Annotated in this window: 9 protein-coding genes; 5 read left to right on the forward strand and 4 right to left on the reverse strand. The window is 63.9% G+C overall.

Annotated features, from left to right (window positions below; genetic code table 11):
- Positions 1-23 precede the first annotated feature (23 nt).
- The 3 genes from C6571_RS15355 to C6571_RS15365 form a co-directional block, all read right to left on the reverse strand.
- A complete protein-coding gene (locus tag C6571_RS15355) occupies positions 24-1,343 on the reverse strand; it encodes an HD-GYP domain-containing protein (RefSeq protein ID WP_170094757.1) in 1,320 nt (439 codons plus the stop codon).
- Positions 1,344-1,568: 225 nt separating this feature from the next.
- Complete coding sequence (locus C6571_RS15360; RefSeq protein WP_245901308.1) at positions 1,569-3,893, reverse strand: TonB-dependent hemoglobin/transferrin/lactoferrin family receptor; 2,325 nt, start codon at positions 3,891-3,893, stop codon at positions 1,569-1,571.
- 31 nt (positions 3,894-3,924) lie between these two features.
- Positions 3,925-4,851: a LysR family transcriptional regulator gene (locus C6571_RS15365; protein WP_106447461.1), complete on the reverse strand. Its 927-nt coding sequence runs from the start codon at positions 4,849-4,851 to the stop codon at positions 3,925-3,927.
- A gap of 127 nt (positions 4,852-4,978) precedes the next feature.
- Here C6571_RS15365 and gcl point away from each other — a divergent pair, with 127 nt between their 5' ends.
- From gcl to C6571_RS15390, 5 genes are all read left to right on the forward strand, one after another.
- Positions 4,979-6,769, forward strand: a complete 1,791-nt coding sequence (gene gcl / locus C6571_RS15370; protein WP_106447462.1) for a glyoxylate carboligase — start codon at positions 4,979-4,981, stop codon at positions 6,767-6,769.
- A 26-nt stretch (positions 6,770-6,795) separates the two neighbouring features.
- Positions 6,796-7,584 carry a hydroxypyruvate isomerase gene (hyi, locus tag C6571_RS15375; RefSeq protein ID WP_106447463.1) on the forward strand — a complete coding sequence of 263 codons (789 nt, stop codon included), beginning with the start codon at positions 6,796-6,798 and terminating at the stop codon, positions 7,582-7,584.
- A gap of 16 nt (positions 7,585-7,600) precedes the next feature.
- A complete protein-coding gene (gene glxR / locus C6571_RS15380; protein ID WP_106447464.1) occupies positions 7,601-8,518 on the forward strand; it encodes a 2-hydroxy-3-oxopropionate reductase in 918 nt (305 codons plus the stop codon).
- Between the two features lie 17 nt (positions 8,519-8,535).
- A complete protein-coding gene (locus C6571_RS15385) occupies positions 8,536-9,834 on the forward strand; it encodes a glycerate kinase type-2 family protein (RefSeq protein ID WP_106447465.1) in 1,299 nt (432 codons plus the stop codon).
- 237 nt (positions 9,835-10,071) lie between these two features.
- On the forward strand, positions 10,072-11,793 hold the full coding sequence (locus tag C6571_RS15390; RefSeq protein ID WP_106447466.1) for a nitrite reductase: 1,722 nt from the start codon (positions 10,072-10,074) through the stop codon (positions 11,791-11,793).
- Between the two features lie 101 nt (positions 11,794-11,894).
- On the opposite strand, the gene C6571_RS15395 is transcribed toward C6571_RS15390, so the two are convergent.
- Positions 11,895-12,452, reverse strand: coding sequence for a PadR family transcriptional regulator (locus C6571_RS15395; RefSeq protein ID WP_106447467.1), 558 nt, complete (start codon positions 12,450-12,452; stop codon positions 11,895-11,897).
- Between the last annotated feature and the right edge of the window lie 2 nt (positions 12,453-12,454).

The raw sequence follows: 12,454 nt of genomic DNA on the forward strand, positions 1-12,454 counted from the left end.
TTGCTTTGCTAACGCGCAAAGGCTTAGAGGCGGCTTAGTACCCATTGGCACCAGCGGTGTGCGGCATGGTCCTCGGGTGGACTTGAGGTGTGGGCGGCTGGCCACCGCCGCTGGCAGGCATTGACAATGGTTTGCAGCTGCCAAAGCGCCTCCTTTCCCACAAAAGCGACTTCCGCCATGCCTGCGGCATCGCCATCGAGCTGGGAGATCAAGGCGATTTGTTGTGTGGGGTGGGTGCCCGACTCCAGCAGTACCTTGTGCAGGGCACCCAGCCGCATTTCAATGAAAGCCAAGGGCTGAGCCAGCGCGTTTTTTGCACTGGTCGATTGTTTGGGGTGCGCCAAGGACGCCTTCAAGCGCTCCCATTCTGAAAACGCGTCCGCCAGGGTTTCGAGTTGGCGAGCCGCATTGGCCCCAATCGGCATGAGGGCAGAGTCGCGGGCGCGTTCTTCATCAAGCAGGGGGAGCAGATACGAACTCAGGCCTGCAGGAAACTTCCTGTGGTTCAAGCGCAGCACCAGCGCCAGCTGCAATGCGGGCATTTCCTCGTACTTTTCATAGATGGCAGCCGCCACCTCAGCCAGCAGCAACACGCGCCCCATGGCCGAGATCTGCGCACCTGGAATGCTGCGCGGGTAGCCCGAACCGTCCATTCTTTCGTGGTGCTCCAGGATGGCAACCTCCACCGAGCGCGGGTACACCTGGGCTTGGCGCACCATCAGCATGGACGTGATGGGGTGCACTACCAAGTGCTTGCGGTCGGCGCCTACCGGTTTGTGTTGCGGATCTTCCCATGCGGGATCCAGATGCAGCATGCCGGCGTCGTGCATCAGCGCGGCTGCGCAAAGTGCAGTGCACTCGCGTTGGCTTGTTTCCGAGCGATGCGCCAGATACATGGAGATCAGCATCATTTCCACGCTGTGCTTCCACAGGGCGGGGCGCTGTTCCCGCATCAAAGTCAGCTTGAATGCGACAGAGGAAGGAAGCGGCATGGATGCCAGAGGGGCAAGAAGGGCCTCCGGCGAGCGCACGGTTTGTGCAAGCTTGTAGGGAAGCACAGAGCTTGAAAGAATCTCGCGTGCTGCGGCACTCAGTGTCGCCGTGGTAAGCGCGCCTTCTACCCAGAGGTGCGTGTCGACGGGCTCGCGCAAGGTGTGCTGTACCAGTCGCTCATACAGCCGGCGGTCGATGCGCATGCCTTCGGCTACCAGTTTGATGCCGCTTTCGCTGTAGATGGCGGCCTGCGCCACCACGGGCCGGGTTTCGGCCAGTTCCGTGACCGCATGCAAATAGTGGGCGCTATCGTGAAGCGGGGCGCCCGCGTCGAGCGTGTTGTCGGTCATGGGTGGCGTTCGCGATGGGTTGATTGGCCGAGCCGTCGAACCGACTGTACGTACCGGCCTGCGCATCTTGCATGCTTTGTATCAAGACTTGCCGCTTGCGACAATCCAAGGCCAGGCGAGTGCAGTCGTCAGGCCCGTACCCCCAGTCAGAAAAACTCATTTTTTGATAGCTGCCAACGCTTATCCAATAAGCGCTGGCATCGATTTTTACTTGATATTTGTGGTTTAAAAGTCCACTACCAGCGATACAAATCCGCTGCGTCCCGGTTGCGTATAAGCGTCGTTGGTGCTTGCGTTGGCCGCGAGCCCCTGCACGTCGGACCACATCCAGTACTTGCGGTCGGTCAGGTTGCGCACGGCGAGGTTCAGGCGCATGTCCTTGCGCAGACGCCACTGCAGCGCCACATCGAGCGTGGTTGCCGCTGGAATGGTGAACTGCGTGGCCGGCGCTTTGACGGAAGCGGAGCTGTCGATGTCCGAAGCGTTCTTGGCCGCATGGTGGCGCACGTCAAAGCGCAGCGTCCATGGCGCGGTATCGAGCTGCAGCCCGAGGGCCATTTGTGCAGGTTCAACAGAGTTCAGCGGAGCGCCGGTGTCCGTGTTCTTGCCGCTGGCCTGGCCGTAGCTGAAGGGGGTGGAGAGGCGGGCGCCGCCAGCCCAGTCCATGCGTCCCCAGTCCATCGCGCCCTTGACCTCGAAGCCGTGGATGCGCGCTTTGTCGGTATTGATGGTCTGGAACACGCGCGGGTCGGCTGGAGTGCCGGCGCCGCGGATCAGCACGCGGTCGACAATCAGGTTGCTGTAGTTGCTGGAGAAGGCTGCGACGTCCACGCGCAGGGAGTCAAAGCGTGCCCGCGCGCCCAGTTCCACGCCCCGGCTGCGCTCGGGCTTGAGGTCGGCGTTGGGGATCAGCACCACGCGCTCGGCCATGTTTTCAAAGTAGCCGTTGACCTGGCCGGCGTCGGGGGCGCGAAACCCGGCGGCGTACTGGCCGTACACGGTCCAGACCGGCGTGGCGCGGTACAGCAGGCCGAACTTGGGCGAGAGCGCCGAGCCGCTGAGCGATTTGCCTGGCTCGGAAGCGGGCGGATAGAAGCCGGCCTGGCTGGTGACGTCCAGCGCAAAGTGGTCCAGGCGCAGGCCGGGCGTGAAGCTCCAGTCGCCCCAGACGGTTTCGTCCTGCAGATAGACCGCATGCGTGGTTTCGCGCGTGTCGGGGAAGCGCTTGAGCGGAAACACCTCGGGCGGCGCGGGGTTCAGACCGGTGTAGAGGTTGTCGATATTGCTTCGGACATAGTCGTAGCCGTAGGTGAGGCGGTGTGCCCAGTCGCCGTTTCGCAGCAGCTTGTCGGCCTGCACGCCGGCCTGCCAGGTGCGCTCGCCGTACCGGGTGTCGCGGATGCGCAGCGGCAAGGTGTTGCGTACGCTGGTGCCGACCTGCTGCGATGTCGCGCGCTGCGCCGCAATGACGGTCTGTACCTTGTCCGCCCAGGGAGCGCCGAGGTCAAAGCGTGCATCCCAGGTGAAGCGGGCGCGCTCCATGTCGCGGCTGGCAGACTCGTCTTTGATGGCGCCGGCAATCTGGCTTGGCGTGCCGCGATACGGCAAGGGGGTGCGGCTGGAAAGCAGCTCGACGTCGGCACTTTTTTCCACATGTTCCAGCGTGAAGGTGTGTTTCTGGCCTGCGGCGGGGCGCAGCACGATTTTGCCCAGCAGCGAGTTGCCGCTGTCCTTCTGCGGGTTGACCGCCGTGCGGTTGAGGTTGGGCTCGAAGTTGCTGCCTTGGGTCTTGAGCGCATGGGCGCCGTGCGTGCTGGCGGTGAGCAGCCAGTCGAGACTGTCGCTGGCGCGGCCGGCCACGGTGCTGGCCAGGGTGTGGCCGTTGTCGTCGCCGCTCCAGCCGGCGGACACGCGCCCGCCCAGCGTTCTGGCCGAGCCGTCGGCGTTCTTCAGGAAGTCCTGGGGCTCAAAAGTGATGAAGTTGGCCATGCCGGCCATGCCGTCCGAGCCGTACAAGGCAGATGCCGGCCCGCGCACGATTTCGATGCGTTTGACCAGTTCCAGCGACAGGTATTCGCGGTCGAAGGTGGTGGTGCGAAAAGCGTAGCTGCGCGGGATGCGAATGCCATCGACCAGCATCAGCACCCGGTTGCCGCCCAGGCCGCGAATGTTGAGGCCCGTGTTGCCGTCGCGCAGTGCGCTGGCACTGGAGCCAGTCACCGAGAGGCGCGTGGGCGCGGTCTGCACCGAGATGTTGGGCAGGTCGCGCACGGCGTCCCGCAAGTCGGTGCTCTGGCGGTTGCTGATTTCTTGCGCCCCAATCACGTCGATGGACACCGGCAAATCGTCGCTGGCCTGCTCCTGGCGCGATCCACTCACCACCACTTCGGGCAGCGCCCCTGCGCTGGTTTGGGTTGCTGCGCTTTGCGCCCACGCGCTGCCTGCGCTGGCGCAGGCGAGCAAGGCCAGGGCGGCAACCCAGTGAAGATTCAGGGAAGAGGAGGGTGCGGAGGCAAATACCGCATGCAGCCGGGAAGTAGGATGGTTCACGGATGGTCGATGGACTAAGTAATAACCCTGATTATGAAATGCTGCGGTGTTCCGGCGCCATGCGCCACCAGTCCCCCGCCAGAGACTGTTGCAAAAATGCGATGAAGTGGGTGACCTTGGACGGCACCAGCTTGGGCGAAGGGAACACCGCGTGCACCTCCTGCGCCGGCAGCGACCAGTCGGTCAGCACGGCCACGGCACTGCCATCGGCCAGGGATTCGCGCGCCACGTAGCAGGGCAGGATGGCCAGACCCATATCGGCGCGCACGGCGGCCAGCACCGCCGAGAGATTGTTCGAGCGCAGCGGCCCGCCTACCGGAACCGAGGCCTTGTCGCCCTCCGGCCCGGTCAGGTTCCAGCGGTCGTCGCCCTGTACGCTGCTGTAGACCAGGCAGTCGTGCAAGGCCAGATCGGCCGGGGTGCGCGGCGCAGCGTGGCGGCGCAGGTAGTTGGGCGAGGCCACCATGACCCAGGGGTTGGTGCCAAGGTAGCGCGCGCCCAGGCTGGAATCGGCCAGGCGCCCCATGCGCAGCGCCAGGTCCACGCCTTGCTCCACGAGGTTCACGTAGCGGTCCTCAAAGCTCAGGTCCACGCGCAAACCGGGGTGCTGGCGCATGTAGGCGAGCGCCAGCGGCACCAGCACGCGGCGCCCAAAGGCCACCGAGGTGCTGACCCGCAACTGTCCACCCGGCGCGCCTTGCAGCAGCGTGGCCAGGTTTTCAGCTTCTTCTACATCGCGCACGATGGCCTTGCATTTTTCGTAGAACAGAGCGCCGATCTCCGTCGGTGTGACGCCGCGCGTGGAGCGGTGCAGGAGGCGCGCACCCAGGCGCTCTTCAATGCGGGCCACCGCCTTGGTGGCGGTGGATTGCGCCAGGCCGCGCTCGCCCGCAGCCTTGCTGAAGCTGCCGGTTTCAACGATTCGCGCAAAGAGTTGAAGGCTGAGCAGGCTGTCCATCCACGCAATGTACTTGGCCCTTGCCGCTGCTTTATCGCGCTCGGGAATAGCTGATATGGCCGCACCGGGGGTTCCGCGCCGGGCGCCGCGCTTGCACCATCGACGCCATTCCAACAAGGAGTGTGCGATGGCAAAGATGAAGGCCGCAATGGCCGCAGTGCTGGTGATGGAAAAAGAAGGGGTAAGCCAGGCCTTCGGCGTGCCGGGCGCGGCCATCAACCCGCTGTATGCGCAAATGCGCGAACGCGGCACGATGGCCCACATCTTGGCGCGGCATGTGGAAGGCGCCAGCCACATGGCCGAGGGCTATACCCGGGCAGCGGCCGGCAACATCGGCGTGTGCATCGGCACCTCGGGGCCGGCCGGCACCGACATGATTACCGGCCTGTATTCGGCCCAGGCCGACAGCATTGCGATTTTGTGCATCACCGGCCAGGCGCCGCGTGCGCGCTTGCACAAGGAAGACTTCCAGGCGGTGGACATTGCTGCAATAGCCAAGCCCGTGACCAAATGGGCCACCACGGTGATGGAGCCGGCCCAGGTGCCACGCGCCTTCCAGCAGGCGTTCCATCTGATGCGCTCGGGCCGGCCCGGTCCGGTGCTGATCGACCTGCCCTTCGATGTGCAAATGGCCGAGATCGAATTCGATATCGACACCTACGAGCCGCTCCCGGTGTACAAACCGGCCGCCAGCCGCAAGCAGATCGAAAAGGCGCTGGAGATGCTCAACGCCGCCGAGCGCCCGCTGATCGTGGCGGGCGGCGGCATCATCAACGCCGATGCCAGCGAGTTGCTGGTGCAGTTTGCCGAAATCACGGGGATTCCTGTCATCCCTACCCTGATGGGCTGGGGCGCGATCCCCGACGACCATCCGCTGATGGCCGGTATGTGCGGTCTGCAGACCAGCCACCGCTATGGCAACGCCAGCATGCTGGCGAGCGATTTTGTGATCGGTATCGGCAACCGCTGGGCCAACCGCCACACCGGCTCGCCCGAGGTGTATTGCAAGGGCCGCCAGTTCATTCACATCGACATCGAGCCGACGCAGATTGGCCGCGTGTTCGCGCCCGACTACGGCATCGTGAGCGATGCGCGTGCGGCGCTGGCGCTTTTGGTGGAGCTGGCGGGCGAATGGAAGGCGGCAGGCCGGTTGCGCAAGCGCGCGGGCTGGGCGGGCGAATGCGCGGCGCGCAAAAGCTCGGTGGTCTTCTTGCGCAAGACGCATTTCGACACCGTGCCCATGAAGCCCCAGCGCGTCTACCAGTGCATGAATAACGCCTTTGGCAAGGACACGACCTACGTCTCCACCATCGGCCTGAGCCAGATTGCCGGTGCGCAGTTTCTGCATGTCTACCACCCGCGCCACTGGATCAACTGCGGCCAGGCCGGCCCGTTGGGCTGGACCATACCCGCCGCGCTGGGCGTCTGCGCTGCCGACCCGACGCGCAAGGTGGTGGCGCTGTCGGGTGATTACGATTTTCAGTTCATGCTTGAAGAGCTGGCCGTGGGCGCACAGTTCAAGCTGCCCTACATCCACGTGGTGGTCAACAACAGCTACCTCGGCCTGATTCGCCAGGCGCAGCGGGGCTTTTCCATGGACTACTGCGTGCAACTGGGTTTCGACAACATCAATACGCCGGAGGAGGACGGCACGCGCAGCTATGGCGTGGACCATGGCAAGGTCGTCGAGGGCCTGGGCTGCAAGGCGCTGCGCGTGCACCGGCAGGAAGAACTGGCCCCGGCCATCGCCCAGGCGCGCGCCTGGATGGAGGAGTTTCGCGTGCCCGTGCTGATCGAGGTGATGCTCGAGCGCGTCACCAACATCGCCATGGGCACGGAAATCGACAATGTGATGGAGTTTGAGGAAACCGCGCAGGTGCGGGCCGATGCACCCACCGCCGTGGGCATGCTCGACTGACATTGCGCCCGACACAAGGAAAAACCATGCCCCAATTTGCTGCCAACCTCACCATGCTCTTTACCGAGCTGCCGTTTCTGGACCGTTTCGAAGCCGCTGCCGGCGCCGGCTTCAAGGCCGTGGAGTTCTTGTTTCCCTATGCGTATTCGGCCGCTGACATCAAGCAGCGGCTCGATGCCCATGGGCTTGCCCTGGTGCTGCACAACCTGCCCGCCGGAGACTGGGATGCGGGCGATCGCGGGATGGCCTGCGACCCCGGCCGCGTGCAGGAGTTTCGCGCGGGCGTGGCCAAGGCGATCGAGTACGCCAATCTGCTGGGCGTGCCCCAGCTCAACTGCCTGGCGGGCAAGGCGCCTGCCGGTGTGGACGAGCAACTCATTCACCAGACCTTGGTGGACAACCTGCGTTTTGCCGCCGCCGCCTTGAAGGGCGCGGGCCTGCGTCTGCTGATCGAGCCCATCAACACCTTCGACATTCCCGGCTTTGTGCTCAGCCGCACCGAGCAGGCCGTGGCGCTCATCGACGAAGTCGGCGCGGACAACCTGTTTGTGCAATACGACATCTACCACGCCCAGCGCATGGAAGGCGAGCTGGCCGCCACGCTGCAAAAGCACCTGGCACGCATTGCCCACATCCAGTTGGCCGACAATCCCGGCCGCAATGAGCCCGGCACGGGCGAAATCAACTACCCCTTTTTGTTTGCTCTGCTGGACCGCATCGGCTACGCCGGCTGGATGGGTTGCGAATACAGGCCGGCCACCAGCACCACGGCGGGCCTGGCCTGGCGCGAACGTCTGACGGCGCTTTCCGCATGAATCGCAAGGACACGCAATGACTTCATCCCCTCTCAAAATCGGTTTCATTGGCCTGGGCATCATGGGCGCGCCCATGGCGGGCCATCTGCTGGCGGCGGGCCACCAGCTTTTTGTCTACAGCCGGGGCAAGCTGCCAGCGCACATTGCACAAAGCAGCGCCACGCAGTGCGTCAGTGCGCGCGGTGTGGCCGAGCGGGCCGACATCGTCTTCACCATGCTGCCCGACACGCCGGATGTCGAGGCCGTGTTGTTTGGCGAGGGCGGCTTGGCCGCAGGCCTTGCCAAAGCCGGCAGCACCCGCAAGGTGGTGGTGGACATGAGCAGCATCTCGCCCATTGCGACCAAGCAGTTTGCGCAAAAGATCAACGCCCTCGATTGCGACTACCTCGACGCCCCTGTCTCGGGCGGCGAGGTGGGGGCCAGGAACGCCACGCTGTCCATCATGGTGGGCGGCGCGCCGGAGGTGTTTGAGCGTATCCGGCCGCTGTTCGAGGTGATGGGCAAGAACATCACCTTGGTGGGCGGCAATGGCGACGGGCAGACGGCCAAAGTGGCCAACCAGATCATCGTGGCGCTCAATATCGAGGCGGTCGGCGAGGCGCTGCTGTTTGCGGCGCGTGCCGGTGCCGACCCGGCGCGGGTGCGCCAGGCGCTGATGGGCGGTTTTGCGTCAAGCAAGATTCTGGAAGTGCATGGCGAACGCATGATCAAGCGCACGTTTGACCCAGGCTTTCGCATTGCCTTGCACCAAAAGGATCTGAACCTGGCGCTGGAGAGCGCCCGTGCACTGGGCGTGGCCCTGCCCAACACCGCCACGGCGCAAGCGCTGTTCAATAGCTGCGCAGCGCACGGCGGCAAGGCCTGGGACCATTCGGCCATGGTGCGCGCGCTGGAAAAAATGGCGAACTTCGAAATCGGCCAGACTGCTGGCTGAACCACCCATTGCTAGCCATGCCTGATCCATCGCCACCCTCTCTGCCGCCTGCAGTTGCGCCCCGCGCGCTGCTGCGCGCCATGTTCGACGCAGCCGTGGCTTCGGCGCAGCCCGAGCGCTGCGTACCGCCCCATTTGCCCGACCCGGCAGAGGTGCGTGGGCGGCTGATCGTCATCGGGGCGGGCAAGGCGTCTGCGGCCATGGCACGCGCGGTGGAGCAGCACTGGCCGGGGCCGCTCTGGGGCCTGGTGGTGACGCGCTACGGTTATGCCGTGCCCTGCGAGCGCATTGAAATTGTTGAGGCCGCGCACCCGGTACCCGATGCGGTGGGCGAGCAGGCCGCGCGGCGCATGTTGGCGCTGTGCGAAGGCTTGCGGGCCGATGATTTCGTGCTGTGCCTGATTTCAGGCGGTGGCTCATCGCTGCTGCCCTTGCCGCTGCCGGGGGTCACGCTGGCCGACAAGCAGGCGCTGTCGCGTGGGCTGCTGCAGTCGGGCGCCACCATCCGCGAGATGAACTGCGTGCGCCGCCACCTCTCGGCCATCAAAGGGGGGCGCCTGGCGGCAGCGTGCCACCCGGCGCAGGTGTTGACGCTCTTGATTTCCGACGTGCCCGGCGACGATCCGATGGACATTGCCTCCGGCCCCACCGTGGCCGACCCGACGCACTGCGCCGACGCACTGGAGATTCTGCAGCGCTACGGTATGGATCTGCCCGATGGCGTGCGCGTGCTGTTGGAAACAGGGGCCGGCGAATCGGTCAAGCCGGGTGATGCGAGGCTTGCCCGCTGCGAGAGCCGAATCGTTGCCGCGCCGCAGCAGGCGCTGGAAGCCGCAGCGCAGGTGGCGCGTGACGCGGGCTACCCGGCCTACATCCTGGGCGACGCCCTGGAGGGCGAGGCGCGTGACATGGGCACGTTGCTGGCCGGTATTGCACGCCAGGTGGCCGACCGGGGGCAGCCGGTAGCAGGGCCCTGCGTACTGCTCTCGGGCGGTGAGAGCACAGTGACCGTGCGCGGCGATGGGCGCGGCGGGCGCAATGTGGAGTGCCTGCTGGCGTGCGCCCTGGCGCTGGCAGGCCACCCGCGCATCTACGGTCTGGCGGCAGACACCGACGGTGTCGACGGGCAGGAGGAAATCGCCGGCGCCTGGCTGGCGCCCGATACGCTGGCGCGGGCCTGGGCACTGGGGATCAACCCCCGCGCCAGCCTTGCGACCAACGATGGGCATGGGTTTTTTGGCGCGCTGGGCGACTCGGTGGTGTCGGGGCCAACGCGCACCAATGTGAACGATTTTCGGGCGCTACTTATTCGGTAGTGCGGGCGCTGGCTGGCCGTTCTTGGTGAAAGACCGCTGGTCGTCTGGACTTCAATGACATTTCTAGGGTAAACCCGTTGTTAAATGGTCATTTCGGTTAGCTATTTGAGATGAATCAACTATACCCACTATGACGTGTAGGAATATGGATTCATCCCGCTGCAATCGATCTGTCGCAGCCTTCAGCGGGTACCCCGAAGGGGAATTGGCATGGGCTGTGGCAATCAAGGAGCCTGTATGACTACCCGCAAGCTGGCGCGCCTCGCGGCCCTGGCACTTTCCTCGCTGGCGCTGATCGCTGTAGCCCAGGAAAAGAAACCCTTTGCCTCGGATACCGAGCTGAATTACCAAGCTGGCTCTTCGCCCATGGGTGATGTACCCATGTACCAGAGCATGAACCCCAAAGCACCCAAGATGACGCAGGCCGAGTTCGACCGGGCCCGCCAAATCTATTTTGAGCGCTGCGCGGGATGCCACGGCGTGCTGCGCAAGGGCGCCACCGGCAAACCGCTGACACCCGACATCACGCTCGCCAAGGGCACCGACTACCTCAAGGTCTTCATTGCCTACGGTTCGCCCGCCGGCATGCCGAACTGGCAGACCTCGGGTGAAATGGACGAAGCCACGGTCGACATGATGGCTCGCTACGTCCAGCAAGACCCCCCGGTCCCGCCGGAATTCGGCATGGCCGACATGAAGAAGACCTGGAAAGTTCTCATTGCTCCGGACAAGCGTCCGAAGAAGAAGATGAACAAGTACAACATCAGCAACATCTTCTCGACCACGCTGCGCGATGCGGGTGAGATTGCGCTGATCGACGGTGATTCGAAGGAAATCATCAGCGTTCTCAAGACCGGCTATGCCGTGCACATCTCGCGCATGTCGGCTTCGGGCCGCTACCTGTTCGTGATTGGCCGGGACGCCAAGGTCAACATGATCGACATGTGGATGGAGCACCCCGAGACCGTGGCAGAAATCCGCACGGGCTTGGAAGCACGTTCTATCGAGAGCAGCAAGTTCAAGGGCTATGAAGACAAGTACGCGATTGCCGGTTCTTACTGGCCGCCGCAATTCGTCATCATGGATGGCGACACGCTTGAGCCGCTCAAAATCGTCTCGACCCGCGGCAACGTGGTGGGCACGCAGGAATACCACCCCGAGCCCCGTGTGGCCTCGATCGTGGGCAGCCACTTCAAGCCCGAGTTTGTTGTGAACGTCAAGGAAACCGGCAAGACGCTGATGGTGGATTACTCCGACCTCAACGCCTTGAAGATGACCGAAATCGGTTCGGCGCCTTTCCTGCACGACGGCGGCCTGGACTCGACCAAGCGCTACTTCATGGTGGCGGCGAACAACAGCAACAAGATCTCGGTGTTTGACCTGAAAGAAGACAAGCTGGCGGCCATCGTCGATGTGGGCAAGATTCCCCACCCCGGCCGCGGCGCCAACTTCATTCACCCGAAGTTTGGTCCTGTGTGGGCAACCGGTCACCTGGGCGACGAGACGATCTCGCTGATCGGCACCGACCCCAAGAAGAACAAGCAATACGCCTTCAAGGAAGTGGCCAAGCTGACGGGTCCTGGCGGCGGCGCTCTGTTCGTCAAGAGCCACCCCAAGTCCAACCACCTGTACTCGGATGCGCCTTTGAATCCTGATCCGAAGGTTTCGCAGGCCGTGGTGGTGTTCGACATCAAGAACCTCGACAAGGGCTATGTCACGCTGCCCATCGCCGAGTGGGCCGACATCAAGGACGACGGCGCCAAGCGCGTTGTGCAGCCTGAGTTCAACAAGGCGGGCGACGAAGTCTGGTTCTCGGTATGGAGCGCCAAGGACAAGGTCAGCGCCATCGTGGTGGTCGACGACAAGACGCTCAAGCTGAAGAAGGTCATTAAGGACCCACGTCTGGTCACGCCTACTGGCCACTTCAACCTGCACAACACGCAAAACGACGTGTATTGATCACGTTGGTGTGGCAGCGGGCTTGAGAGCCCGCCCATACAAAAGCCACCGAAGCTTTGCGGCTTCGGTGGCTTTTTTTGTGTGCCGGCTCGGGGTTGCGGTCAGCCCGGAATGGATGGCAATGCGAGCAACTCCAGCGCTTCAAGCATGTCCTGTGTCCACTGGATTGACGACTGCTCGTACAGGATGCCTTTTCTGAGAATCATGTGCTGGATCTGCGCGTGGCGCGAGAATGTCCCTGCCACTGGAAAATCGCGTGCTTCGATGGCTTGGTAGTGCGCCAGTTTGTCCCGGTGCAACGCGAGATGGCGGGCGAGTTCCGGCCGCAGGTCCACTTCGGACAGTACGGCGTCAGCGCGCAGCTTGACCATGAATTCGTCGCGAAGTTCGGCCGGCGGGGCGCTCTGCACGGCCCAACGTGCCAGTTCTGTCCGGCCCGCAGGCAGCACCCGGTATTCCTTTTTGCGTGTCTTGCCTGCGTCAGCGGGAATGCTGCTCTCGATCCAGCCGGCACGCTCCATGCGCGCCAGTTCGCGGTAGATCTGCTGGTGCGTCGCGTGCCAGAAGTAGCCAATCGATTTGTCAAAGCGCCGCGCCAGGTCGTAGCCTGAGGAGGGTTTTTCCAACAGCGAAGTGAGTACAGCGTGGGCCAGTGACATGG

The organism is Simplicispira suum, assembly GCF_003008595.1.
In the GTDB taxonomy this organism is placed as follows: domain Bacteria; phylum Pseudomonadota; class Gammaproteobacteria; order Burkholderiales; family Burkholderiaceae_C; genus Simplicispira; species Simplicispira suum.